Source organism: Alteromonas stellipolaris (genome assembly GCF_001562115.1).
Taxonomy (GTDB): domain Bacteria; phylum Pseudomonadota; class Gammaproteobacteria; order Enterobacterales; family Alteromonadaceae; genus Alteromonas; species Alteromonas stellipolaris.
In genome coordinates this window covers 2,241,829-2,267,942 of the sequence record NZ_CP013926.1, presented here as the reverse complement: position 1 = coordinate 2,267,942, position 26,114 = coordinate 2,241,829, and the positions used below count along the sequence as shown (strand labels likewise).

General features: G+C 43.8%; 22 protein-coding genes and 3 tRNA genes. 17 read left to right on the top strand and 8 right to left on the bottom strand.

Annotated features, from left to right (window positions below; all coding sequences use genetic code 11):
• Nucleotides 1–60 precede the first annotated feature (60 nt).
• From AVL57_RS09600 to betI, 4 genes are all read left to right on the top strand, one after another.
• Complete coding sequence (locus tag AVL57_RS09600; RefSeq protein WP_057793263.1) at nucleotides 61–708, top strand: carbonic anhydrase; 648 nt, start codon at nucleotides 61–63, stop codon at nucleotides 706–708.
• Nucleotides 709–743: 35 nt separating this feature from the next.
• Nucleotides 744–2,381, top strand: coding sequence for a SulP family inorganic anion transporter (locus AVL57_RS09595; RefSeq protein WP_057793259.1), 1,638 nt, complete (start codon nucleotides 744–746; stop codon nucleotides 2,379–2,381).
• A 184-nt stretch (nucleotides 2,382–2,565) separates the two neighbouring features.
• Nucleotides 2,566–4,980 (top strand): TonB-dependent receptor domain-containing protein, encoded by a 2,415-nt coding sequence (locus AVL57_RS09590; protein ID WP_061093584.1) that lies wholly within the window; start codon nucleotides 2,566–2,568, stop codon nucleotides 4,978–4,980.
• 69 nt (nucleotides 4,981–5,049) lie between these two features.
• Nucleotides 5,050–5,631 carry a transcriptional regulator BetI gene (gene betI, locus AVL57_RS09585; RefSeq protein WP_057793257.1) on the top strand — a complete coding sequence of 194 codons (582 nt, stop codon included), beginning with the start codon at nucleotides 5,050–5,052 and terminating at the stop codon, nucleotides 5,629–5,631.
• 120 nt (nucleotides 5,632–5,751) lie between these two features.
• Here the strand turns inward: betI and AVL57_RS09580 are convergent, their stop codons facing one another.
• Both AVL57_RS09580 and AVL57_RS09575 read right to left on the bottom strand, forming a co-directional pair.
• Entirely contained in the window at nucleotides 5,752–7,830 is a 2,079-nt protein-coding gene (locus AVL57_RS09580; RefSeq protein ID WP_057793252.1) for a M13 family metallopeptidase, read from the bottom strand.
• Entirely contained in the window at nucleotides 7,827–9,101 is a 1,275-nt protein-coding gene (locus tag AVL57_RS09575) for a GNAT family N-acetyltransferase (protein WP_057793251.1), read from the bottom strand. The genes AVL57_RS09580 and AVL57_RS09575 overlap by 4 nt, the downstream gene beginning before the upstream one ends.
• 104 nt (nucleotides 9,102–9,205) lie before the next feature.
• On the opposite strand from AVL57_RS09575, the gene AVL57_RS09570 reads away from it, so the two are divergent.
• From AVL57_RS09570 to AVL57_RS09525, 10 genes are all read left to right on the top strand, one after another.
• Entirely contained in the window at nucleotides 9,206–9,655 is a 450-nt protein-coding gene (locus AVL57_RS09570) for a regulatory protein RecX (protein WP_057793250.1), read from the top strand.
• 258 nt (nucleotides 9,656–9,913) lie between these two features.
• Nucleotides 9,914–12,511, top strand: a complete 2,598-nt coding sequence (gene alaS / locus AVL57_RS09565) for an alanine--tRNA ligase (protein WP_057793248.1) — start codon at nucleotides 9,914–9,916, stop codon at nucleotides 12,509–12,511.
• 133 nt (nucleotides 12,512–12,644) lie between these two features.
• Nucleotides 12,645–12,836, top strand: coding sequence for a carbon storage regulator CsrA (csrA, locus tag AVL57_RS09560; RefSeq protein ID WP_013785064.1), 192 nt, complete (start codon nucleotides 12,645–12,647; stop codon nucleotides 12,834–12,836).
• Between the two features lie 281 nt (nucleotides 12,837–13,117).
• Nucleotides 13,118–13,208 (top strand) — tRNA-Ser (locus AVL57_RS09555).
• A 41-nt stretch (nucleotides 13,209–13,249) separates the two neighbouring features.
• Nucleotides 13,250–13,326, top strand: a tRNA-Arg gene (locus AVL57_RS09550).
• 54 nt (nucleotides 13,327–13,380) lie between these two features.
• Nucleotides 13,381–13,457 (top strand) — tRNA-Arg (locus AVL57_RS09545).
• A 191-nt stretch (nucleotides 13,458–13,648) separates the two neighbouring features.
• On the top strand, nucleotides 13,649–14,125 hold the full coding sequence (locus AVL57_RS09540; RefSeq protein ID WP_057793246.1) for an acyl-CoA thioesterase: 477 nt from the start codon (nucleotides 13,649–13,651) through the stop codon (nucleotides 14,123–14,125).
• A gap of 163 nt (nucleotides 14,126–14,288) precedes the next feature.
• A complete protein-coding gene (locus AVL57_RS09535; RefSeq protein WP_041452987.1) occupies nucleotides 14,289–14,549 on the top strand; it encodes an OadG family protein in 261 nt (86 codons plus the stop codon).
• A 25-nt stretch (nucleotides 14,550–14,574) separates the two neighbouring features.
• Complete coding sequence (oadA, locus tag AVL57_RS09530; RefSeq protein ID WP_057793244.1) at nucleotides 14,575–16,371, top strand: sodium-extruding oxaloacetate decarboxylase subunit alpha; 1,797 nt, start codon at nucleotides 14,575–14,577, stop codon at nucleotides 16,369–16,371.
• 3 nt (nucleotides 16,372–16,374) lie between these two features.
• Complete coding sequence (locus tag AVL57_RS09525; RefSeq protein ID WP_057793242.1) at nucleotides 16,375–17,505, top strand: sodium ion-translocating decarboxylase subunit beta; 1,131 nt, start codon at nucleotides 16,375–16,377, stop codon at nucleotides 17,503–17,505.
• A gap of 202 nt (nucleotides 17,506–17,707) precedes the next feature.
• Here AVL57_RS09525 and AVL57_RS09520 read toward each other — a convergent pair whose 3' ends face one another.
• From AVL57_RS09520 to pspF, 6 genes are read right to left on the bottom strand one after another with little or no spacing between them, the layout of a single operon-like run.
• Complete coding sequence (locus AVL57_RS09520; RefSeq protein WP_057793240.1) at nucleotides 17,708–18,514, bottom strand: ATP-binding cassette domain-containing protein; 807 nt, start codon at nucleotides 18,512–18,514, stop codon at nucleotides 17,708–17,710.
• Nucleotides 18,511–19,506, bottom strand: a complete 996-nt coding sequence (locus AVL57_RS09515) for a peptide ABC transporter ATP-binding protein (RefSeq protein WP_057793238.1) — start codon at nucleotides 19,504–19,506, stop codon at nucleotides 18,511–18,513. The genes AVL57_RS09520 and AVL57_RS09515 overlap by 4 nt, the downstream gene beginning before the upstream one ends.
• A 1-nt stretch (nucleotide 19,507) precedes the next feature.
• Nucleotides 19,508–20,401, bottom strand: a complete 894-nt coding sequence (locus tag AVL57_RS09510; RefSeq protein WP_013785057.1) for an ABC transporter permease subunit — start codon at nucleotides 20,399–20,401, stop codon at nucleotides 19,508–19,510.
• Nucleotides 20,388–21,419 (bottom strand): ABC transporter permease, encoded by a 1,032-nt coding sequence (locus AVL57_RS09505; protein WP_057793236.1) that lies wholly within the window; start codon nucleotides 21,417–21,419, stop codon nucleotides 20,388–20,390. The genes AVL57_RS09510 and AVL57_RS09505 overlap by 14 nt, the downstream gene beginning before the upstream one ends.
• A complete protein-coding gene (locus AVL57_RS09500) occupies nucleotides 21,416–23,038 on the bottom strand; it encodes an ABC transporter substrate-binding protein (protein ID WP_057793234.1) in 1,623 nt (540 codons plus the stop codon). The genes AVL57_RS09505 and AVL57_RS09500 overlap by 4 nt, the downstream gene beginning before the upstream one ends.
• Before the next feature lie 4 nt (nucleotides 23,039–23,042).
• A complete protein-coding gene (pspF, locus tag AVL57_RS09495; protein ID WP_057793232.1) occupies nucleotides 23,043–24,212 on the bottom strand; it encodes a phage shock protein operon transcriptional activator in 1,170 nt (389 codons plus the stop codon).
• A gap of 199 nt (nucleotides 24,213–24,411) precedes the next feature.
• Here pspF and pspA point away from each other — a divergent pair, with 199 nt between their 5' ends.
• The 3 genes from pspA (at nucleotide 24,412) to pspC (ending at nucleotide 25,897) form a co-directional block, all read left to right on the top strand.
• The gene (gene pspA / locus AVL57_RS09490; RefSeq protein ID WP_057793231.1) at nucleotides 24,412–25,095 is read left to right on the top strand and encodes a phage shock protein PspA; all 684 of its coding nucleotides are present in this window, start codon (nucleotides 24,412–24,414) and stop codon (nucleotides 25,093–25,095) included.
• A gap of 113 nt (nucleotides 25,096–25,208) precedes the next feature.
• Nucleotides 25,209–25,448, top strand: a complete 240-nt coding sequence (gene pspB, locus AVL57_RS09485) for an envelope stress response membrane protein PspB (RefSeq protein WP_013785052.1) — start codon at nucleotides 25,209–25,211, stop codon at nucleotides 25,446–25,448.
• Nucleotides 25,445–25,897, top strand: coding sequence for an envelope stress response membrane protein PspC (gene pspC, locus AVL57_RS09480; RefSeq protein WP_057793229.1), 453 nt, complete (start codon nucleotides 25,445–25,447; stop codon nucleotides 25,895–25,897). The genes pspB and pspC overlap by 4 nt, the downstream gene beginning before the upstream one ends.
• The last annotated feature ends 217 nt before the right edge of the window (nucleotides 25,898–26,114 follow it).

Below are 26,114 nucleotides of genomic sequence, written 5' to 3'. Positions count from 1 at the left end.
TATCAGGCGACACTGGCGTAGACAGTAAAAGACAATAATTATTATTTAATGGAGAAATTTATGGATCACGTAATTTCGGGTGTTGCTAAATTCCAAAAGGAAGTTTACCCAGGAAAAAAAGCGGCTTTCCAAAAGCTGGCTAATGGTCAGAACCCAGAAGTGCTTTTCATCACGTGTTCAGACTCTCGCATCGATCCTAACTTGGTGACGCAAACCGAACCAGGCGAACTGTTTATCTGTCGTAACGCAGGCAACATCGTGCCTCCGCATAGTAACCAAACGGGTGGTATGACTGCCTCAATCGAATTTGCAGTTGCTGCGCTGGGCGTTACGCATATCGTTGTTTGTGGTCACACAGATTGTGGCGCAATGAAAGGCGCTTTAAAGCCTGAAGGGCTTGCTTCATTGCCTCATGTTAAAGAGTGGCTAGGCCATTGTCGCGCTGCGACTGAAGTTGTTAAAGAACGTAGTGGTTGTTCTGAACTAACCCACGATCATTTAGAAGATGTAACAAAAGAAAACGTGGTACAGCAAATTCAGCATTTACGTACACATCCTGCTGTTGCTGCAAAAATTGCGAACAAACAAGTTACTCTTCATGGTTGGGTTTATAATATAGGTAGTGGCGAAGTGTTGTGCTACAACAGCGAGTCTGGTGAGTTTGAGGTAATGGATCAATCTCACGCAGAAGCGCAGCTTACACGCTAAGCTCTTTTGCGCGTTGAGAACTTAGGAAACATTCCATGTTTAAGTTAAATGTAAGTAATTTACGTGGTGACATCACCGGTGGTTTAACCGCCGGTATTGTCGCTTTACCGCTAGCCTTGGCGCTAGGGGTAGCCTCAGGACTTGGCCCAATGGCCGGTCTTTATGGCGCCATAGCGGTGGGTTTCTTCGCCGCGTTGTTTGGTGGTACGCCGTCACAAATTTCTGGGCCAACTGGGCCTATGGTGGTGGTATTAGCCGGTTTGTTTGCTAGCCTATCTGGTGATGCAAGCTTGATCTTTACCGCTGTTATACTTGCTGGTATTTTTCAAATTATTTTCGGCTTTTTGAAGGTTGGAGAATATATCCGCCTAGTACCATACCCTGTTATATCGGGCTTTATGTCTGGTATAGGTGCAATTATTATTATTCTACAATTAGGTCGTCTTTTAGGTCATGAGCCTCCAGGCGGCACTATTGGTGCATTAAGCTATTTACCAACTGCCCTTGCAGATATTAATTTTGCCACCCTAGGTTTAGGTATCGGTACATTAATTATTGCCTACAAATGGCCAGCATCACTAGGTAAATATGTACCGGGTGCGCTAGCAGCACTTATCATTGGTACTCTTGCAAGCTTGGCGTTATCGGTGCCTATTCTAGGTCAAATCCCAACGGGTTTACCAAGCATCCAAATGCCAGTGTTCGAGCAGGGTACAGCATTATTAATTTTAGAAGCTGCCTTTATTCTTGCGGTATTAGGTGCCATCGATAGTTTGTTGACATCATTGGTAGCCGACAACATGACTCGTACACGTCACGATAGTAATAGAGAACTAATCGGTCAGGGTATTGGTAACACTGTAGCTGGATTCATTGGTGGTATTGCTGGTGCAGGCGCGACCATGCGAACAGTTGTGAATATTCGTAGCGGTGGTAAAGACCGTATTTCGGGTATGGTACACGCATTGGTATTACTTGCGATTGTGTTGGGTCTTAGCCCGCTTGCGGCGAAAATTCCTCATGCTGTACTAGCTGGTATTTTGGTAAAAGTGGGTTTAGATATTATCGATTGGAGCTACCTAAAGCGTGCTCACAAAGGCCCTCGCTGGGACTTCGGTCTGATGATTTTAGTACTTGCACTTACTGTGTTTGTAGATCTTATCACTGCTGTGGGTGTAGGTGTGGTATTCGCTGCGTTAGCTTACGTCCGTCAAGTTGCTCAGTTGCAACTTGAAGAGCTTCGTAAAATTCCTGAGTCGCTTAACGATCCTGAAGAGAATGCGTTACTTGAGTCGCTTAGAGGTAAAGTATCTATCTTTAGCTTTGGCGGTCCGTTAAGTTTTGGTGCCGCTGCTGATGTTGGTCACCATGTACGAGACAACGTAAAAGCCGGTTCTAAGGTGATGATACTAGACTTCACTCGTGTGCCTACTGTGGATGTGTCTGCGGCAATGGCGGTAGAAACAGTAACTGTGGATGCTATGGCGGCAGGTAGGCAGCTAGTGATTTGCGGTGCTAACGCTGCGGTGAACGAAGTGCTAGAAAGTATCTGTGTTAACCATCCAGGTATCGTTATTTACGATAACTTGCACGATGCATTGCTTTATGCGAAAAAAAAAGTGACGGAAACACCGAATCAAGAAGTTAATTTTAACGCTGTATCGCAATCTTAACCTTTTGATAATTTAGTGTATTTAATAAAGGCCCTTCTCGAGAAGGGCCTTTTTTTTGTGCTTTTTCATAATCTGTCATTTTTTATTAATTGAATGTTCAATTTAACTTAACGTAACTGTCACATCCGCTTTTTAAGCTGATTGGGTGAAAAATACTCAAACTATTAAAAAGGGAAACATACACATGACGCGTTACCATCTTATTGCACTTAGTGTACTTGCCGGATTATCAGGTATTTCAAATAGCCATGCAGAAGCTATTGCCGAAGATAAATCTAATGAAATAGAAGAAATTACTGTTGTTGGGCGAAGTGTGTCATACGCGAATAACGCGGCTTCTGACGACATGCAAAAACAACAAGCTAATTTAAGTAGTGTGCTTGCCGTGGTAGATAACTTACCGGGTGTGTTAATTAACGAAGGTGATACCTTTGGGGCCGATGATTGGTCTACTTCTATTGTTATTCGTGGCTTTCAAGTTAACCTTAACGAACAGCAAATCGGTATGACGGTAGATGGCATTGCCAATGGCAACTCGAACTACGGCGGCGGTGCTAAAGCAAACCGTTATATTGATACCGAAAATTTACAAACTATCGAAGTTTCACAAGGTACGTCTGATATTGCTTCTCGCTCTCATGAAGCGCTAGGCGGTACGCTAAACTTTACTACTATCAACCCGAGCGATGAAGAAGGGGTTGTCGCGAGCGTGACGGCGGGGGAGTTTGATGCATCTAAGTATTATGTGCGTTATGACACTGGCGAAATCTTAAAAGATACGTACGCGTGGATCAGCCTTTCTACGCAAGAAAGCAGCGACTTTATGGATCAAGTGGCTGAAAATACCCGTGATCACCTGGCGTTGAAAATAACCTCTATGGTGGAAGACGTTGCGCTAACGGGCTATGTCTCGTATGACGATACCCATGAAGAAAACTACCAACGTATATATAGCCTAGAGCAATATGCACAAAATCCAGACTGGGATCAGCTCACCAGTGAATGGACTGGCATTCCTTACCAAGACCAATCTTATCGTCGTGGCTGGTCTACCTTACGTGAAAATCTATTAGCTTACTTAAAAGCAGAGTTTTCTATTGGCGCGGTCGATATGTCGACAAGTGTCTATTATCACGAAAACGAAGGACGTGGGGATTGGGTACCACCGTATCTTGTAGACGTAAAAGATGACGGCGCTGATGGCCACTCAGAGTTGGTCAACGGAAACACGGTTTACGGTGGTAGTGCACTTGGCAATATCTACTTTGTGGACCGCGATGGTATGCAACTTTCTCCTATTGCTGGCTGTGCAAGTTCAATTACCTTCCCTTATGGCGGTGCAGGGGCCGAGTACGACCCAAGCTGTCACGAACAAGGTGCAATTCCAGTTGGCTCATACCGACATACACATTACAACAAAGAGCGTATTGGCTTTAATGCCGATGGTATCTGGTACGCCAAGTTAGGTGAGTTCGATAATACGCTTCGCTTTGGATTGTGGTGGGAAGATTATGAGCGTGATGAGTACCGAGATTGGCACAAAATCACCGATTCAGCGATTGGTTACAATTTTAATAACTCGCCTTACTGGGTGCAGTATGATCGCAGTTTCCCTATTGATACCTTAATGTATTACGTTGAAGACGAAATTGATTTTGGAATAGCGAAAGTACGTCTAGGCGCTAAGCGCTTTAATGTTGATATTGCAAAAAATGATAACTTCGACAGCGCCAATAACCTTGAAGTTAATTCTGATTCAGACACGTTGTTTTCTGCTGGTTTTGTAGCGCCTATCGCAATAGATGGGTTGGAACTCTTCGCTGGCTACGGTGAAAACTTTGCATCAATAAAAGACGCACAACTTGAGCGCGACGATACGGATTTACGCTTTATTGAACCAGAAACTGCAGAGAACATTGATGTAGGTCTACGTTACTCAAGCGCTAAGTTCAATGCCAATATTACTTACTACACCATTGAGTTTAATAACCGCATTCAATTCACCAGTAATGAAACTGCTAGCGGTATAGACTTTTTAGAAGCTGCGGCAGGTGGATATCGAAATGTAGGCGGGATTGAATCTAGCGGTTTTGAAATGTCTGCTGACTTTGCGATTACCGACAACCTCACTGTCTTTACCTCGCTTACATTAAGTGAATCGGAATACATTGAAACCATTGGTGGCACAGGTACTCAGTACGATTCACTAGCAAGTGCCCAAGCCGCTATTGACGATGCAACTAATGCTGAAGCGTCGTTAGTGGCGGTGAAAGGGAATACGGTTATTGGTACACCAGATACCATGGCAGTTATCAGCCTTGACTGGAGTAAAAACAATTATTTTGCAGGTATATCGACAAAGTATGTCGACTCTCGTTTCATCGATATTTACAATACTGCTGAAGTAGATGACTATTTGGTTAGCGACCTTTATATTGGTGGATACATCAGCAATATAGGTCAAGGCATGGAAGAGCTTGAAGTGCGCCTAACTGTAAATAACCTGCTAGATGAAGACTATGCGTCTACCATTGCCCCTAATGCATTTTGGATTGGTGCGCCACGAGCGGTCGCCATTAATGCACGTTTAACGTTTTAATTCACTGTAATTTAGGTCGCTGTGACATAGGCATATGTTGCAGCGACTCATACGGTATGGAGCAGTTACATGCCTAAAGTAGGAATGGAGCCCATTCGAAAGCAGCAGCTAATCGATGCCACTTTGGTGGTCATAGCTGAACACGGGTTTCACAGCGCCACAATTAGTTTAATTAGTAAACAAGCGGGTCTTTCAACCGGTATTATTAGCCATTATTTTGGTGATAAACAGGGGCTGATTGAAGCTGCTATGCGATATTTGTTAGAAAAGTTGAAACTGCAGGGTGATTTTAGCAGCCATATAGATCGCTTAGACGCCATTATTGAAAGCAATTTCTCCGGTGAACAGCAAGAATCCTCAGCCACCAATACATGGTTGAATTTTTGGGCGTTATCACTGCACAACAAAGGCTTACACCGTCTTCAACGAATAAACCACAAACGGTTAGAAAGTAACTTAACTTATAGTTTTGCAAACCTTATTCCTAGGGAGCATGCCAAAGAGGCTGCGTTGTCTACCGCAGCTATGATAGATGGTTTTTGGTTACGCAATGCCCTTGAAGGTGAAAAGCAAAATAATAAGGAAAATGTAATTAGGACGAGTAACGCAGTGAAGCGTTATGTACGATTGGTAGTATCACAATATCAATAAAAGCGGCGTGGTAGCAGGGAATATGACATTAAATGCCTTCAATCATAAATGCTGCAAATACATATACTGTCATCAAAGAAGCCCACACGGACAAAGCGTCCGCATGGGTATCCACTAACATTACCAAATACGAACTCGTTCTTCTGGCGGAAGATACAAATCATCGCCAGGTTGCACGTTAAAGGCTTCATACCAAGCATCGTGGTTTCGTGGTGCTTGCGCACGGTAGCGTCCCGGTGCATGTGTTCCACCACGTAACTGGTTCAACATACTCTCTTCGGTCCGCTTTTCACGCCACACTTGCGCCCATGCAAGGAAGAAACGCTGATCGCCAGTTAGGCCATCAATAACCGGTGCTTCTTCACCATTTAAGCTTAGTTTGTAAGCGTGATAAGCCATAGACAAACCACCTACATCACCAATGTTTTCGCCTAAGCTGTTACGACCATTAACGAAGTTACCTTCAATCGGCTCGTATTGATTGTATTGCTCGGCCAGCATATTGGCTTTTTTCTCAAACGCAGCGCGGTCTTCGTCAGTCCACCAGTTACGCTGAATACCCTTGGCATCAGACTTAGAACCCTGATCGTCAAAACCGTGGCCCATTTCATGACCTATAACCGCGCCAATTGCGCCATAATTTACTGCGGCATCAGCATTAGGATCGAAAAACGGTGGTTGGAGGATAGCAGCAGGGAATACAATTTCGTTAAACGAACTGTTGTAATACGCGTTAACACGTTGTGGCGTCATGCCCCAACGCTCACGGTCGGTTTTTTCTAGCTCTTTCGCAATACCTTCAGCTTTGAAAAACTCTCTAAGATTACGCACGTTTCCTAGCAAGTCATCACTGTTGATAGTTAACCCGTCGAAAGATTGCCATTTGTCTGGGTAGCCAATCTTAGGGCGAAACGCCATCAGCTTTTCTTTCGCATTAACTTTGGTGTCTTCACTCATCCAATCTAGGTTATCGATACGTTCGTTCAGTGCCGTGCGTAAATTTTCAACCAGCTCGGCCATTTGTGCTTTCGAACTTTCAGGGAAGTACTCAGTAACGTATATCTTACCAATGGCAAACCCTAAAGATTCAGTACCAGCCATTTGGCTTACGGCACGCTTCCAGCGAGGGCGAGGCTCCTGCTGACCACTCAACGTGGTGCCATAGAAATCAAAGTTGGCTAAATAAACATCTTCTGATAGTAAGCCAGCGTTGTTTTTAATGGTGTGGTAAGTCAGGTAAGCCTTCCAATCATCTAGGCTAGTTTCATTGATAATATCAATGACATCATTAATGGGTTCAGGTTGGGTGATATTAAGTTCAGGGGCTTTAAAGCCGGTTTGTGCTAGAAAAGTGTCCCAATCAAATTGAGGATAAGCATCGGTAAGTTTGCTGCGTTCAATTTGGTTCAATGTAAGGTCGCGGTCGCGGCGTTTTTCACGAGGCCACTGAATGTTTGCTATTTCGGTTTCAAGTTGAAGAATGGTGGCAGCTTCCTCTGCGGCATTTTCAACGCCTGCAAAGTTTAACATCTGTTCAATGTGGGCAAGGTAAGCTTCACGAATTTTTACGAACCTTTCGTGATCGCTAATGTAGTAATCGCGATCGGGTAAGCTAAGACCGCCAACACCAACGCTAAGCTGGTACTCATTGGGATCTAAACGGTTGTACCACATGCCAGTATCAATAGGAGAGCTAGCACCGGTGAGCCAACTTTTTCCAAATACTTCGGTTAAATCTTTGGTTGAAGCAATAGCATCAATAGACGACAACACATCAGAAATAGGTGTAAGGCCTTTTTCATTAAGGGTTTCTACGTCCATAAAAGACACAAAGAAATCATGAACAAGCTGCTCATCAGCATTCAAGTTTTCTTTTTCCATTAACCCGTCAATAATATTTTTAACCTGCTCTTCACTGCGCTCGGCTAGGGCTGTAAATGCACCAAATCGGGTTTTATCAGCAGGAAGCTCGTAATTGTCGTACCAGGTACCGCCAGCGTACATGAAGAAGTCATCACCAGGTTTAACCGCTTCGTTCCGGGCAGTTAAATCTACGCCAAATGAACCGAGTTCAGCCTGACCCATTTCTTCTTCCATTGCCATCTTGTCAGCTGCTTGTTGTTTATTTTGTTCTGGTTGACCACAGCCTGCTAAGCCCAACGAAGCTGCTATGGCTAGCGCGAGTAGTTTTTGTTTCATATCGTTTTCTCATTATGATTATTCACCGCTAATAAAGGATTAGGGGTGTTTGTCGTTTTTAGGGTAGGTGTTATATCGTTATTAAAAGGTAAAACATCTTGGGCCTGATTGAAATACGCCACAATATGTTCTGATTCTTGTTGTAAAAATGACGCTACAGCATCATGAAAGGGGGCCGCAAATAGTTGGTGTTGCGATTGGCAGTAAATAGGTTCAAAACCACGAAGAATTTTGTGTTCGCCTTGGGTGCCAGGGTTAAAAAGTGGAAGCTTTTTTTCAATCGCAAAAGCAATACCTTCAAAATAGCAGCAGGCAAAATGCAACCCGCTGACTTCCTCAAGTGCGCCCCAATATCTGCCATATAAGCCAGTATCATCAAAAAAGAACAAAGCGCTGGCTATAGGAGAGTCATGTTTGTATGCAGTGACAATAAGCATGTTCTTGGCCATGGTATCGCGCAACTGTCTAAAAAAATCCTCATTTAAATAGCCAGTATGCCCGCTGCGCTTTAAATATGTTGCTTGATAGCACTGCAAGAAAAAGTCGAGCACCTCATCGGTTATTTCACTGCCGGTTAAATGACGGTAATGAATGCCTTGTTCAACAAGCTTTCGTTGTGTTTTTTTCATATCTCGACGCTTACGGGATGTTAGCGCATTTAGAAAGCTGTCAAAACTGTCGTATTGGTAGTTGTGCCATTGAAATTGAACGGCGTAGCGGGTGAGCAAGCCTGAATGATTACCGAGAAACCCTTGAGTGCGGGCATTGGTAAAGAGCCAATGACAGGAAGAGACGGCTTCTTCGCCCATGGACTGTACGGTTTGAGAAATAAGGGCTAAAAGCGTGTCACTAAACGGCGCCTTTTCATGCGTTAGAATTCGCGAACCAGAGACCGGCGTAAAAGGAATAGCAGCAACCCATTTCGGATAATAAGGAATACCATGCTGGTGATATGCATTTGCCCACGAATGGTCGAATACATATTCGCCGTAACTATGCGTTTTTAAATAGCCGGGAATAATGGCTATTACTGCGCTTTCATCAGACGAAGGGCACGCATCCTTGTTAATAGCGGCTTGGTCGGTCGCGGGCGCTTGTTCAATGACAAGATGTTGCGGGAACCAGCCTGACGCTTCATCGCAGCACGCACTTTGTTCTAACGCATTTAAAAAGTCGTAACGTAAAAATGGGCCTTCGCCTTCGGCAAGCATATCCCATGTAGCTTGGGGAACATCCGACACCGCATCGACAACTTTTACCTTATATTCCATGCTTACGTTTACTTTATTCACTTTCGTTCAACGACGCTAAAGATTACCATTAATAGTAATATAACGAGATTGAAAAGTATTTTAAGAAGGTTTCGATTAATAAAATGTCAGAATTTGACAGAAAATTCATTACCGACGCGATTACCCGCATGCTTGCACGACGAGAGCATAGCTTTTCAGAGATTTGCCGCAAGCTTTCACAAAAAGGCATCGAAAGTGAGGCTTTTATGCCTGTACTGGAAGCCTTTCGGGAGGCGGATATCCAAAGTGACGATCGCTTCGCTGAAAGTCGCGCACGCGCTTTGTACATGAAGGGCTCTGGCCCTAGAAAAATTAAACTCGATTTGCAGCAATACGGGGTGGATGAACTTGCCGCTGAACGGGCCCTTGATGAAATAGAGCCTGACTGGTTTGAAAAAGCGAAATGGGTTAAAGAAAAAAAGTTTGGCCCCTTCAAAGAAACTGATTTTAAATTACTGATGAAGCAAAAGCAGTTTCTTCAATATCGTGGTTTTTACAGCGAACATATTGAATATGCCGTCAAGGGTGAATAAAAATCGCATAAAATTCATTTATGCCCTTTATAACGGGTATAAAAGGGCTTATTTATACTGCTAGAGCAGGCTATGGGCTTAACAAAAAAGCGCTAACCATGGTATTGTTGCGCACATCCGTGCGAGGGCATGAAATGCATAAACAACTAGGCGGTTATTAAAAAGGTTAATCTTAGAATGGTTAATCTAACGATTAATCGGCTAGTGGCATCAATCCCGCACATTCTCATTCAATGTATTAAGGAAGTTAGGTTTTCAATGACATTATCAACTGCTGACTTACGCCAAAAGTTTAAAGATTATTTTCAGAGTCATGGTCACCAGCCTGTGGCTAGCTCGTCTCTCGTTCCAGCAGATGATCCAACGCTTCTTTTTACTAACGCGGGAATGAACCAGTTTAAAGATACGTTTTTAGGTGCGGAAAAACGTAGCTACACGCGTGCGGTTTCTTCTCAGCGCTGTGTTCGTGCTGGTGGTAAGCATAATGATTTAGAAAACGTTGGTTATACCGCCCGTCACCATACTTTCTTTGAAATGCTAGGTAACTTCAGCTTTGGTGATTATTTCAAAAAAGAAGCCATTGAGTTTGCATGGAATTTCTTAACAAAAGAAATTGGCCTTCCAAAAGAAAAGCTTCTGGTTACCGTTTATTCAGAAGACGAAGAAGCCTTTGATATTTGGGAAAACCACATTGGTGTGCCTAAAGAAAAGATTATCCGCATCAGTACATCAGATAACTTCTGGTCTATGGGTGACACAGGGCCATGTGGTCCGTGTTCAGAAATATTTTACGACCATGGTGCGCATATTTGGGGTGGGCCTCCAGGAACACCAGAAGAAGATGGCGATCGTTTCATCGAAATCTGGAACCTGGTATTCATGCAATACAACAAGCAAGCTGATGGCACGATGGAAGCATTGCCTAAGCCGTCTATCGATACCGGTATGGGACTTGAGCGTATTTCAGCTATCTTGCAAAACGTGCATAGCAACTACGAAATCGACTTGTTCCAAAACTTAATTCAAGCGGCGGCCACTATTGTGGGCAGTGAAGATTTAGAGAATAAATCGTTACGGGTTATTGCCGATCATATTCGTTCTTGTAGCTTCTTAATTTGTGATGGTGTGATGCCATCTAACGAAGGCCGAGGCTATGTACTTCGTCGTATTATTCGCCGTGCTGTACGCCATGGTTACCAGTTAGGTGCCAGCGATATTTTCTTCTACAAATTGGCTTCAGCACTAAGCAAAGAAATGGGTGAAGCTTACCCAGAGCTTGTAGACCAATTACCGGTAGTTGAAAAAGTATTACGAGTAGAGGAAGAGCAGTTCAGCAAGACCTTAGCCCGTGGTATGGCAATGCTAAACGATACGCTAGAAACCCTTGAAGGTGACACTATTCCAGGTGATGTGGTGTTTAAGCTTTATGACACTTATGGCTTTCCTACAGACCTCACTAACGATGTTGCCCGTGAACACGATCTTAAAATTGATGTGGAAGGGTTTGAAAGTGCTATGCAGGCACAGCGCGCCCGTGCGCAACAAGCCAGTAACTTTGGTGCCGATTATAACAATACGCTGACTATAGACCATGCGACATCCTTCACCGGTTACAGTGATGTTGAAGGCGAAGCAAATATTGTAGAGCTTATTGCAGATAATGCGTTTTGTGAGCGTTTAGAAGACGGTCAAGAAGGGGTTGTGGTATTAGATCAAACGCCTTTTTACGCAGAAAGCGGCGGTCAGTCTGGTGATAAAGGGGTACTTCGTGTCGCGAATGGCGAGTTTATCGTTACCGATACCCAAAAAATGGGTAACGCTTTTGCGCATAAAGGGAAAGTAAAGGGCACCATCACAAAAGGTGAGCGTGTTACTTCTGCAATTGATAACTCAAACCGTGATGCTGTGAAGAAAAATCACAGTGCTACACATTTACTTCACGCAGCACTTCGCGAAACGTTAGGTGAGCACGTTACCCAGAAAGGTTCGTTAGTAGAAGCTCAGCGTTTGCGCTTTGACTTCTCTCACTTTGAAGCGGTAACACCAGCGCAACTTATTCAAGTTGAGCGCAGAGTTAACGAAGAAATTCGTGCCAACCATGCGTTGAAAACCCAATTAATGGGTTTGGATGAAGCCAAAGCATCAGGGGCAATGGCGTTGTTCGGTGAAAAGTACGACGAGAAAGTACGTGTAGTCACTATGGGACCTTTCTCTGTAGAACTATGTGGTGGAACGCATGTTAACCGTACTGGCGATATTGGTTTATTCAAAATCACCAGCGAAGCGGGTATAGCATCAGGTGTACGCCGTATAGAAGCGATTACTGGTGAGCAGGCGCTATATTATGTTCAAGACCAGCAAGCAACCTTGACAGAGCTGTCTAGTTTGTTAAAAACCGATACGCAAAACTTGGTTGAACGGGTAGTTGCAGTACAAACTCATACTAAAGAACTAGAGAAATCACTCACTTCTGCCACACAAAAACTGGCGAGTCAGCAAGGTGCTGATATGCTTAATAACGCTATTGAAATAAACGGCGTAAAAGTACTTATTGCTAAGTTAGAAGGTGTTGAAGCGAAATCACTGCGCTCAATGATGGATGATATTAAAAACCGAATTGGCGAAGGCATCGTAGTACTAGGTGTGGCAAGTGAAGATAAGGTCAATCTTATCACCGGGGTGACGAAAAACCTTACCGGTAAAGTGAAAGCAGGAGAACTGGTTAACTTTATCGCCGCGCAGGTTGGTGGAAAAGGGGGAGGTCGCCCTGATATGGCTCAAGCGGGTGGCGATAAGCCAGAGCATCTAAGCACTGCGTTAGAATCAGTTAACGCTTGGTTAGAAGATAAGCTATAATCAAATCTGAAGCTTGCAGTGAGTTTTTGAAGTGACACAGAAACATGGAATCACTGTTGCTACTGTCGGGTCGTGCCGATGAGTGGCGGAGTAATTAAGGATATGTTCAGTATTAAGGAACAGGAGCAAGCGAATGCTTATTTTGACTCGTCGAGTTGGTGAAACACTTATGGTTGGTGATGATGTAACTGTCACTGTACTAGGTGTTAAAGGGAATCAGGTCCGAATTGGTGTGAATGCACCAAAAGAAGTTTCTGTGCACCGTGAAGAGATTTACATGAGAATTCAAGCTGAGAAGGGCGGACAGCCTGGAACGGCTGAGTAATCACTCTCTGCACAAAAATTGGTCAGCTTATGCTGGCCTTTTTTGTTTATAGGGATTTTTTTAAATTAATTTAAAAAATTTAGGTATCTTTCGATATTTATTAGAAAAGTTCATTTTGCACTAAGGCGTGCATTCCTAAATTAACCCGCTAAAATTTGATTATAACCTGACCAAAACACAGGTTTTTTGTACGAATCGTACAAAATGACAGCGAGCGAACATTTTTATCAAAAAAAGGTTTGACTCCGGCCAGTGAATCCGTAAAATGCGGCACCACTTAAGGAGAGGTGGGTGAGTGGCTGAAACCAGTTCCCTGCTAAGGAACCATACCTAATACTGGTATCGAGGGTTCGAATCCCTCCCTCTCCGCCATTGTTCGTTGATGGTGTGACGGTCAACAAAAGTTTTATTGCGCGTGTGTAGCTCAGCTGGATAGAGTACCTGGCTACGAACCAGGCGGTCGGAGGTTCGAATCCTTCCACACGCGCCACTTCTTTTAAATGCGTCACCTTTGAGGATAATACCTTAAAGTAAAAAAGTTTACGCGTGTGTAGCTCAGCTGGATAGAGTACCTGGCTACGAACCAGGCGGTCGGAGGTTCGAATCCTTCCACACGCGCCATATAAGAAAACCCACCATCTGGTGGGTTTTTTTATTTCCGCCTATTAAATTTCTATTCTTTTGTAGTTCTACACAATTCACTTCTAGCCCACTATACACTTTAGTCTCCTATCGTTGCCTTACGCTAACCTCTGTTCGAATTATGAACTAACCTCTATAAACAGCAGTTTCCCTACGAAGGTGTAGTACTAATGTCACTTGCAACAATAACATTTCAATTTCTCGCTGAGCCTACCGATGTGAACTTTGGTGGTAATGTTCATGGTGGTGTGGTGATGAAGTGGATAGATCAAGCGGCCTATGCCTGTGCGGCGCAGTGGTCGAAGGAATATTGCGTTACTGTATCGGCCAACGGCATTCGGTTTATTAAACCAATCAGAGTGGGGCAATTGGTAAAGTTAACCGCCTCTATAGTGCACACAGGTACCTCTAGTATGCATATCTATGTTTCTGTTAGTTCCGGTGAGGCAACAGAAAGTAAGATGACTGTCGCGAATCGTTGCTTCATCTCCTTCATGGCGATTGATAAAGAAGGGCGTCCGGTTAATGTACCTTCTTATACTCCTCAAGATGAAAACGACTTCCAGTTAGAACTCGTTGCCATGCACGCTAAAAATTTCGCTAAACAACTTGATATGGATTTCACAAAAACCACAGGAGTTCATTAAGTATATATTTGTGAAAATATATCCATTCACTTAGCATAAATAGTTACTTTATTGCATTCTAGTAGCATAAAGTGTGATTGCATATGCATTTTACTTGCTTTTTTGTTGTGTTTTATACCCTCGCATGATACTTATTCACAACGAAATTTTTGAAGAGTTCACCATGGAAACAGAATCAGTTAGCAGTTTGCTGCTTGAAGCCGGCTCACTGATGCTAATAGGAATGGTATTTGTTTTTTCATTCCTAGCATTGTTAATCGTTGGAATTCACCTAATTGCAAAATTTTGTGAAGCATTTCCGGGCGAAGCCGCACCGCAGTATGCTGCACCTCGTAGAAAAGCGGTTCAAGCTGGTGTCGATGGTAACGTTGTTGCTGCTATCACCGCTGCTGTTCATACTCATCGTCAAGCCAATAAAAATTAATTAAACAAATCATTCAGGAGTTACCATGTCTAAGCCACTGGCCTTAACCGAGCTAGTCTTGCGTGATGCCCATCAATCGCTACTTGCTACGCGTATGCGTATAGAAGATATGCTGCCTATTGCCGAAAAACTTGATAAAGCAGGTTTTTGGTCTGTTGAATCTTGGGGCGGGGCGACATTTGATTCCTGTATTCGCTATTTAGGGGAAGATCCTTGGGATCGCATTCGCCAGCTTAAAGCGGCAATGCCAAATACGAAGCAACAGATGTTGTTGCGAGGTCAAAACTTATTAGGCTATCGCCATTACGCTGATGATGTAGTGACACGATTTGTAGAGCGTGCCCATGAAAATGGGGTTGATGTATTTCGTATCTTTGACGCCATGAACGACATGCGTAATCTAAAAACAGCGATTAAAGCGACTGTTGACAGTGGCGCTCATGCCCAGGGTACAATTTCGTACACGGTAAGTCCTGTCCACAATCTTCAACTGTGGCTCGATATGGCCAAGCAACTCGAAGATATGGGCGTTCATTCTATTTGTGTGAAAGACATGGCGGGGCTGCTTAAGCCTTACGACTGTGAAGCACTTATTAAAGGGCTTAAAGAAACCGTCAGTGTGCCTATTGCTATGCAATGCCATGCAACCACGGGGTTAAGTACTGCTACCTATCAAAAAGCCATTGATGCGGGTATCGATATGCTTGATACCGCAATATCTTCTATGAGCATGACCTATGGTCATACCGCGACAGAAACCATGGTTTCTATTGTAGAGGGCACAGAACGAGATACGGGCATGTCATTGCCGGATCTTGAAGAAATCGCCAGCTACTTCCGTGGCGTGCGCAAAAAATACAGTAAATTTGAAGGTAGCTTGAAAGGGGTTGATGCCCGTATCTTGCTCGCTCAAGTACCTGGTGGCATGTTAACCAACATGGAAAGCCAGTTGAAAGAGCAAGGCGCTGAAGATAAGTTTGAAGAAGTGCTAAAAGAAATTCCTCGCGTACGTGAAGACTTAGGCTTTATTCCTTTGGTTACGCCAACCTCGCAAATTGTAGGTACGCAGTCTGTATTAAACGTACTTACCGGTGAACGTTATAAGAGCATTACCAAAGAAACGGCTGGTGTCCTTAAAGGCGAGTATGGCGCTACGGCCGCGCCAGTGAATAAAGAATTACAAGAGCGAGTGCTTGATGGTGGCCAGCCCATTACCTGTCGTCCGGCAGATAATATCGCGCCTGAACTAGACAGCCTTGAAACAGAGCTGACTAAGTTAGCATCAGAGAAAAGCATTACACTGTCAGATACTAAGATTGATGATGTACTTACCTATGCCTTGTTCCCCCAAATTGGACTGAAGTTTTTAGAAAATCGTGGAAACCCTGATGCATTTGAACCTGCACCCGGCACTGAAGCTGATGTGGCAACAAGTACGCCTGCGCCTGTGTCAGCTGCTGGCACTCCGGCGGCTTACGATGTAAAAGTCGAAGGTAAGGTATACCATGTTGAAGTAGCAGCATCCGGTGAATTATCTAGCATAACCCCAAGTCAGCCATCTACAGCCGCACCAGCGGCTCAGCCGGCATCCTCATCCAGTAGTGAAAGTGCGCAAAGCATTAACGCACCGTTAGCCGGTAATGTGTTCAAAATACTAGTTCGTGCTGGCGATGTTGTGAATGAAGGTGATGTGGTTATTATTTTAGAAGCCATGAAAATGGAAACTGAAATTCGCTCAGCTGTTTCCGGTACCGTTAGTGAAGTACTTGTAGGTGAAGGCGATGCCGTAGCCAGTGCTCAACCACTTATTGCGCTGGGGTAATTCATGGATAAGTTGATGGTGCTGTGGGACAGCACTGCACTGGCGCATTTTGAGTCAGGCCAGTTAATCATGATGGCAGTAGGTTTCCTGTTGCTGTTCTTAGCGATTGTGAAAAAGTTTGAACCGCTGTTGTTAATCCCTATTGGGTTTGGTGCCTTATTGACCAATATTCCATTAGCCGGGTTTTCAGAGGCGGGAGGATTGCTCCATTACATTTACGCTATCGGTATAGACACTGGGGTTTTCCCGCTGCTTATCTTTATGGGCGTGGGCGCAATGACGGACTTCAGTGCGTTAATTGCAAACCCTAGAATGTTACTTTTAGGGGCGGCTGCGCAATTCGGTATTTTTGCGACCTTGTTCGGTGCTATTGCGCTCAACATGATCCCTGGTTTTGAGTTCACTCTCAAAGATGCCAGCGCGATTGCTATAATTGGCGGTGCTGATGGTCCAACGGCTATCTTTTTAGCTTCTCGATTAGCGCCCGATTTATTAGGTGCTATTGCGGTTGCTGCTTATTCATACATGGCGCTGGTACCTATTATTCAGCCTCCAATTATGAAAGCGTTAACTAGCAAAGAAGAACGCACCATAGAAATGGCGCAATTACGCCCTGTATCGCAACGTGAGAAGATTATCTTCCCACTGGCTACACTATTCCTAACTATCTTGTTTTTGCCTTCAGCAACGCCTCTAGTGGGTATGTTTTGCTTTGGTAACTTACTGAAAGAGTGTGGTGTTGTAGATAGGCTTAGCAAAACGGCACAAAACGAGCTGATTAACATAGTTACTATTTTCTTAGGGCTAGCGGTAGGTTCAAAGCTATCTGCAGACAAATTCTTAACCGTTGAAACCTTGGGCATTCTTGGGTTAGGTGCAGTAGCGTTCGCTATTGGTACTGCAACTGGCGTGTTAATGGCTAAGCTAATGAGCCGTATGAGTGGTGGAAAGATAAACCCACTGATTGGTGCCGCTGGTGTATCGGCTGTTCCAATGGCCGCAAGGGTTGTGAATAAGGTTGGACTTGAGGCAAACCCTCATAACTTCTTATTGATGCATGCAATGGGGCCCAATGTGGCAGGTGTGCTTGGTTCAGCAGTTGCGGCAGGTATCTTGCTGGCGCTAGTAGGCTAATGCGTTAGCCAATTTATTTAAATTGGCGACAGGGCGAGGTTTAATAAACCCGTTTATTTAAAAACAAAAAATGCGGCCTCTTCACTAGGCCGCATTTTTTGTTTTTGCATAAAGCGCATGTGAAAAGCGTTATAATAATAGGGTCAGAATCGTTTTAAGGTTGCTTTAAATCAATTTCCAAGCATCTTGAGATTAACGTTAACTAGCTGATAGTATTGCTCGTAATTAACGACTGATAAGCCACTATGAGTTTTTTAGTAATGGCATGCTCAGGCCAACGAAAAATCGTTTCGGTTTTCCCTTCTTCCACAATATTGCCATTTTCCATCACAATAACCCGATCGGCGATATGTCGAACTATTCCCAAGTTATGGCTAATGAAAATAAACGCCAACCCCATTTCCTGTTGTAGCTTCAAAATAAGGTTTACCGTTTGAGAGCGTATAGATGGGTCTAGTGCCGCAAACGGTTCGTCAGCAATAAGGACTTTCGGTTTCAATATTATGGCGCGTGCAAGAGATACACGCTGCTGTTGGCCATCAGATAGCATATGACGATAGAAATAATAATGCTCGCGTAACAAACCCACTTTTGTCAGCATTTCTTCAATAAGAGATTTACGTTCCGCTTCCGTTAAATCTGTGTTTAAACGAAGGGGTTCGTCGAGTACTTTTCCCACGGGCACAGAAGGGTTCATCGACTCACTACTGTGTTGCAATATCATGCGGATATCATGGGTGCGCTTTTGCTGATTGTTGTGTTGATTGTATTTCGCTAAATATTTGTGACTATTAAGCTCAATAACCCCTTCATCAGCAGGAATAGCGCCTACCAGTAATTTGGCTAACAATGACTTACCTGCGCGGTTTTCACCAATAATCGCAATGGTTTCACCACGCTGCACAGTCAGGTCGATAGGCCCCAGTTCAAATATTTCGGGTTTTTTTAGCCAACGTTTCTTGTCGTTATGCCTAAACGTTAAGCCATCTACCTGCATAATATCTGTCATAACTTCTCCATATGCAGCGGGTAGTGGCAGTTATAGGTATGGTCGTGAATGTGCCTTACTGCAGGTCTGGAAACACAGGCACGCTGCGCGCGAGGGCAGCGTGGGCCTAACCGGCATCCAATAGGCAAATGCTGCAACGTAGGAATAGAGCCACCTAGTGTCGGTAATTGTGATTTTGGCGGTAAATCTTTTCTGAAGCTCGGTGCGCTGTCCAACAATGCCTTGGTATAAGGGTGAAGCGGGCGTTTCTTAATATGCTTCATTTTACCCGACTCTACCGTTTGCCCTGCGTAAAGCACCGTCATGGAATGAGACATACTGGCGATTGCTAGCAAATCATGACTCACAAACAATATGCTTAACGAACGGGTTTGGTTTAAACGCGTAAATAACTTAAGAATTTGCGTTTTAGTGGTTGGCTCCATTCCACGGGTGGGATCATCTGCTATTAATAGTTTCGGCTGAGATACCAACGCCATGGCTATCATGAACTTTTGCCCAATATCACTGGGAATTTGGTGTGGGTAGGCATTTAAATAATGTCTGTGTTGCTTTATTCCTACCTTGTGTACTGTGCTTATGGCTATGCGTTTTCTGTGCTGTGCACGTTGCCAAAACCAGTAACCTTCTACAAATTCATCGGGAATACTTTCTTCAAGCTGTTCACCTAATGTGGCAGAGGGGTCTAAGCTGGTTTGTGGGTTTTGGAATACCACGGCAATATCTCGGCGCATCACTTCTCTGCGCTGGTATTTAGACATACCTAATAGGTTTTCGCCTTTCCAGCTCATGCGATCTGCGGTCATTCTCCACTGCGAGGGCAGGGCACCACAAATGGCAGACACGATTAAACTTTTTCCCGAGCCAGATTCACCCACAAGGGCTCGAATTTCACCTGTATTAACGGTTAAGTTAACCTTGTCTAACGCCTTAATAGTGGTGTCGCCATCTACCATTTCTAGGGTCAAATTTTTAATATCTAGCATAGGCATATTAGTGGCTCACTCTTTTTCTGAGTGCAGAACGTAGACCGTCCCCCACAATATTTATCGACAACACCAATAAGAAAATGGCAATGCCAGGCAATGCTACATTCCAAGGTGCAAGGTAGGCCACATCAAGACCATCGCCCAAAATAGCCCCAAGCTCGGCGAGTGGTGATTGTGCACCTAAATTTAAAAAGCCTAATGCAGACACATCAATCACCGCAATCGACAGTGCCACAGTGCCTTGTACCACAAGCATTTCTGTCATGTTAGGAAGAATAGAATGCACGAACAGTTGCCATCTATTTGCGCCATCTAATTTCGACGCCATAATATATTCTTTTTTCATTTCAGCTCGCACAAAGGTGCGTGTACGGTGAACAAATTGTGGAATGAGCGCTAGAGTAATCGCCCACATGCTATTCACCAACCCAGTTCCGAGAATAGCCACGATAATAATAGCGATTAGCAGGGTTGGAATAGCCATTAAGGCATCTAGCAAGTGATTCACTATACTTGAACGCACGCCCCGCAACATGCCTGCAAATGTACCAATGCTTACGCCAATCAACATGGCTAGCACCACCATAAGAAATCCCGAACCTAATGTAGTGCGGCAGCCGTAAATAATACGAGAGAAAACATCTCGTCCGAGAGGGTCGGTGCCAAATAAATGGGTTATTGAGCCACTACTTTCCCAACTTGGGGGAATAAGTAACGCGTCTATATTCTGTTCTGCAGGGTTGTAGGGCGACACCACCGGTGCGAACAGCGAAAAAATGATAAAGAAGCCAAGCAAAATAAGACCAACAATTGCAATGTGACTGCCACGGAAAGCTGCCCAAGTGCGTTGCCAGGGAGACGGATGAAACTCCTCTTCGTATAAACTAAACTGTGGCACGTTCGTACTTTTCTCGGCTAGGATCGATAATGCGGTTAAACAAATCGACCATAATAGTTAACGTAATAACGAGCGTTGATACCGCCAACATTCCTACTCGAAGCGCAGGGAAGTCTCGTTGATAAATTGCTTGAATTAACCAGCTACCAATCCCTGGCCATGAAAATAAGGTTTCTACTATCATGGCATTGGTGATGAGCGTGGTAATTTGGATTGCCATTAAGGGCAAAATAGGCAGCAACGCATTACGTAATACATGCCTAAAGAAAATCTGCCATTCAGACACACCTCTAGAGCGCGCGGCCACAATATATGGGCGGTGAATAACATCAATAACCGAACGGCGGGTAATACGCACCATTGAAGCGGTTGTAATTGCCCCAATTGCCAGTGTAGGCAATGCAAGATGTGAAATGGCATCACGGTAGGCCAGTCCATGGTCAATACCCTCTGCCAGCATAATATCAATAAGCACAAAGCCGGTAACCGGTTCAATATCGAACAATAAACTAATCCGACCCGACAAAGGCGCGATATCAAGGTGTAAGCTAAAAAACAGGATTAAAATGAGTGCTAACCAAAAAACAGGGAATGAGTAGGTGGTTATGCTTAAAGCATTAATGGTGTGGTCGGTAGTAGAGTAACTTTTCAGCCCAGCGTAATATCCCAACGGGATGCCTATGAAAAGCGCCATCAGCATTGCATAAGTGCTTAGCTCGATAGTAGCGGGCATAGCGATGCCAATTTCTTCTCGAAGGGGCAATCCTGACGCTAGGCTGTAACCCCAATCTCCTTGTAGTAACGACGATAAATAGTAAAAAAACTGTACTATATAGGGTTGGTCTAGGCGAAATTGGCGCATAAGCGCCTCACGCTGAATCTCATTCTGCGGCACAATGCCGGTAAGGTTTTCTAATACATCACCGGGAAACAGATACACCAGCGAGAATGACATGGCGGTCAATACTAAAAGGGTTAAAATAAATAACACACCGTATCGAGATAATATTTGAATCACAGTGATTTACCTACTCCGCCAAATCTAACGCCGCCAAAGGGGTTAATGGTCATGCCCTCAAGCTCATTTCTATAGGCTTGATAACGATAAGCGTGGGCAATAGGCACCAACGGCAATCGTTCGTAAAGCAGTCTATTGACTTGCTGATAGATTAAGCGCCTGGCCTCAAGGTCTTCTGTCTGCAAGGCTTTATCTAAAAGTTCGTCATAATCGCTGTCACACCACATAGCGCGATTAGTACCAGAGGGAATGGCGCCACAACTAAGTAATGGTCGATAAAAGTTATCAGGGTCGCCATTATCGGCAGACCAGCCTATTAATACAGAGTCGTGTAGGCCTTCTTGCAAGTGACGTCTAAACGTTGCCCAGTCGTAACTAACAATAGTGGCGGTAACACCCACCTCACGTAAATATCGTTGAATAAGCTCTGCCATCTTAGCTGCATTAGGATTATAAGCGCGTTCAATGGGCATAGCCCATATGGTCATGGTGAACCCAGGCTCCACGCCTGCATTTTCAAGTAGCTTTCTCGCTAACACAGGATTGTAAGCTGTATCATCTGCATCGTTTTGAAAGGCCCAACTAGCGGCGGGTAGTAATGTTTTAGCGCGGGTAGCACTGTCGAAATATACCGCTTCTAACAAGGTGTTTTTATCGATAGCCGCGGCTAATGCGCGCCTAACATCCGGATTGTCAAAGGGAGGGCGCTGGGTATTAAATGCCCAAAAACCTACATTCAACCCTGGCTTTTCAGCCAGTAATAAGTCGTCACGGGAACGGATAATTTCCAATTCTGTTTGGGCAGGAAAAGCTGTAGCGTCACACTCACCGGTCATTAACTTAGCCAGCCGCAATGAACTCTTTGGTGTGATGTCATAAATTAAGCGTTCAGCATTATCTTGCTCACCCCAATACGTTTGGTGACGTTGGTAACGAATGTAGTGATCTTTACGGTAGTTTTCGAATTTAAATGGGCCTGTACCAATAGGGTATTGGTCAATTCGATTGGGCAAGCCTTGTTCTAACAATGCTTCACCGTACTCTTGCGACAACATCACCGAAAAGTCAGTAGCTAAATTAGCTAAAAAAGAACTGTCTCGACGTTTTAAATTTATCTCTACTCGGTATCCGTTTAATCGCTCAACTGAAGCAATATTTTGTGCCAGCCCCAAACTTTCAAAATACGGGTAACGCCCGCCAGACACGTAATGGTAAGGGTGCGAGGTAAGTCGCCATCTATCAATACTAAAAATGACATCATCGGCATTAAAATTTCTGCTGGGCGTGAAATAGCTGGTGGTATGAAACTCTACGTCTTTTCTGAGTTGAAAAGTGTAGGTTAAGCCGTCATCAGATACTAACCAGCTACTGGCCACGCTAGGTATAATACGGCCAGAATCAGGATCGAAATCTAACAATCTGTCATACAATTGATGCGATGACGCATCGGTTGTAGTGCTAGATGTATCTAATTGAGGATTAAAGGTAACTGGGTTGCTTTCAGAGCAATACACTAAACCGCTATTATAAAATGCATGTTCATCTTGTTTTGAACAGGCCGCTACCAGTATTACCATAACAACAGTAAAGGCAGCATAAAAAAGCGGTTTCACAGGCATTCAGTTAGCACTCCATCGATTCAGGTGAAGAGTCTAACAGGTTGTATTTTTTTAGATAACCTCGAAGTTGATGATAAGTGAGACTAAGTTTCTCAGCAGTCTTTTTCTGATTGAATTGGCTGTCGGATAACGCTTGCTTAATCATGTCAATTTCGTATTGCTGAGAGCGGTCTTTTAAATCAATTGGGTATTCTACCGTATCGGGTTTTAACGAGGGTAACACCGCAGGGGATGAATTCGCAGCAGGTTCATTATTGTTGGCGTTAATTTTAGCTATACCCTCTACATTGGCACCTACTGTATTAGATGGCAGTGTATTAGATGGCAAAGTCGACTTTGCTTCAGACGTACTTGAGGTTCTGTCGTTTGTTTTAATACGAGAGGTGGGTCTGAATAAAGATTCAAAGGGGTCGAGAACAATGTCGTGTACCGGCAAATGTGGATTGTTCGTTCTATAAACCGCACGTTCAACCACGTTTTTAAGCTCTCGAATATTCCCTGGCCAATCGTAATCAAGCAAGGTGCGTTTTGCTTTTTCAGTAAAACCGCTAAAAAGCTCCATTTCCATTTCTCTTGCCATGCTAATGGCAAAGTTCTCAGCAAGCATCATGATATCATCACGTCGCTCTCTTAAAGGAGGGATGGTAATAACATCGAAAGCGAGCCTGTCGAGTAAGTCAGCACGGAACTCCCCCGCGTCAGCCAGGGCAGGTAAATCTTCATTTGTAGCGGCTACTAAGCGTACATCGGTTTTAACCGTTTTGTTACCGCCCACACGTTCAAATTCGCCGTATTCCACTACCCGTAATAACTTTTCCTGGATTAAACCAGACGTGTTCGCCAGCTCATCAAGAAACAAGGTGCCATTGTGGGCAATCTCAAAACGTCCTTCTCGGCGTTTTGCTGCGCCTGTAAATGCACCAGCTTCGTAGCCAAATAGCTCACTTTCCAATAAGCTTTCGTTTAGTGCGGCACAATTGAGCTTAACGTAATTTTGATCCCAGCGCTTAGACAGAAAATGTAAACGTGCTGCTATAAGCTCTTTACCGGTTCCGCGCTCACCAATAACCAATACGGGTTTATCCAGTGGTGCTATTTGTGAAATTTGTTCTAGCACTTCTAAAAAACTATTCGCTTGGCCTAGCAAATTATCCTGCTGACGATACCTACTCATTAAATCCCTCAAATATTAGTCATTTCGACCAATTAATAGTGTAGAGTAAAAAAACTTGTTGTTCGAGCATTATTTAAACTAAACGAATATCTTTTAAAATTATCAAGTTAGGGTATTTTAAAAAACTGGCAAGCATATTGAATAGTCTTATTACAAGTTTAACTTGGTACAACCAGTTTTCGACTATGAGGTAATTATTATGGGTATCTTCTCGCGTTTCACTGACATTGTGAATTCGAATATTAATGCGCTTTTAGATAAAGCGGAAGATCCGGAGAAAATGGTCCGGTTGATTATTCAAGAAATGGAAGACACATTAGTAGAGGTGCGCTCGGCATCGGCTAAAACGTTGGCGAACAAAAAGGAAATTGTAAGCCAAATTAATAAATATGAAGCAGACGCTAACGATTGGCAGGCGAAAGCGGAACTTGCGTTAAGCAAAGACCGCGATGATTTAGCCCGCGCAGCATTGCAAGAAAGAAAGAAATCAGCAGAAGCTGCTGAAACATTGACTAACGAGCTAACGGTTGTTGAACAGCAAATTAGCAAGCTTCAAGATGAAATTGGTCAGCTTCAAGACAAGCTAGCTGATGCGAAGAGTCGCCAGAAAACGATTATTATGCGTCAGAAAACAGCGAGTTCACGTTTAGAAGTGAAACGCACGTTAGATAGTACAAAAGTAGATTCAGCCATGGGGCGCTTTGAACAATACGAGCGTAAGATTGATGATTTAGAGTCGCAGGTAGATGCTTACGACCTAGGTAAGAAAACCTTAAATGATGAATTTGCAGAATTAGAAACGGGCGATAAAATAGACGAAGAGCTAGCTGCGCTTAAAGCGAGAGTGAAAGGTAACACTAGTTCATCTTCAACATCAGAATAATAATTATAGGTAGTCTGCCTTGCTTCTAAGCGCATAGCACTGAGCGTATTACACTAGGTATTTAGTGTTAGGGGGCTAGGCAGGCTCATCGGGGTTTATTGGAGGTATTTACAATGGATGAAGGTATCATTGCAATGTTGGTAATGCCCTTAGTCATCTTTATGATTTTTGTGGCGCCGATTTGGTTGATTTTACATTACCGAAGCAAAAAACAAGTTAATCAAGGTTTGAGTGTTGAAGAACAAGCTTCACTACAATCACTAGCGGAACAAGCTGAAAAAATGAGTGACAGAATTCAAACCTTAGAGGCTATTTTAGACAGCGAAGCCCCAGAGTGGAGGAATCGCGCATGAGAAACGGCAAGCAGTTATACCGTGATACAGACAACGCAAGAATAGCGGGTGTATGTTCAGGAATAGCGCACTACTTTGGTTTAGAGACATGGTTAGTGCGAATTCTAGCGGTGACAGGCTTCTTCTTACTTGCAGGTCCATTCATGTTTGTTGCTTACATCGCTGGCTGGTTTATCTTAGATAAAAAGCCTTTAGGTGATGTTTCAGAAGAGCAAACCACTGTGCATCAAAGCCGCGGTAAGGGTTGGAAAAATGCAAACGTGGCAGCCAATAAAGAGAGTCACAAAGTGGAAGTGAAAACAAAAGTTTGGCAGGCTGGTGAGCCACCTAAACAGGCATTTCACGATATTCGTAATCGCTTTCAAAAATCGGAAATACGACTACGTAAGATGGAAACGTATGTGACCTCAAGGGAATTTGAACTTAACCGAGAAATCAGTAGATTGTAGGTAAGTATCGTCAAAACACATTTGCTAGCGACACCCCGATAAAAGCAAGCCGCTCTTTTTTAAGAGCGGTTTTTTGTATGTAAAGCATTGTGTTATGTGTTTTTGTAAATTATTTGTTACGGCATGCCTATTCTGCAAGAACGGGTGAACACTTCCTGTTAGCGCGCTTTTCATTAGACTATTTGGCAGAAGTCAGTCACTGAATATGTCGAAAGTA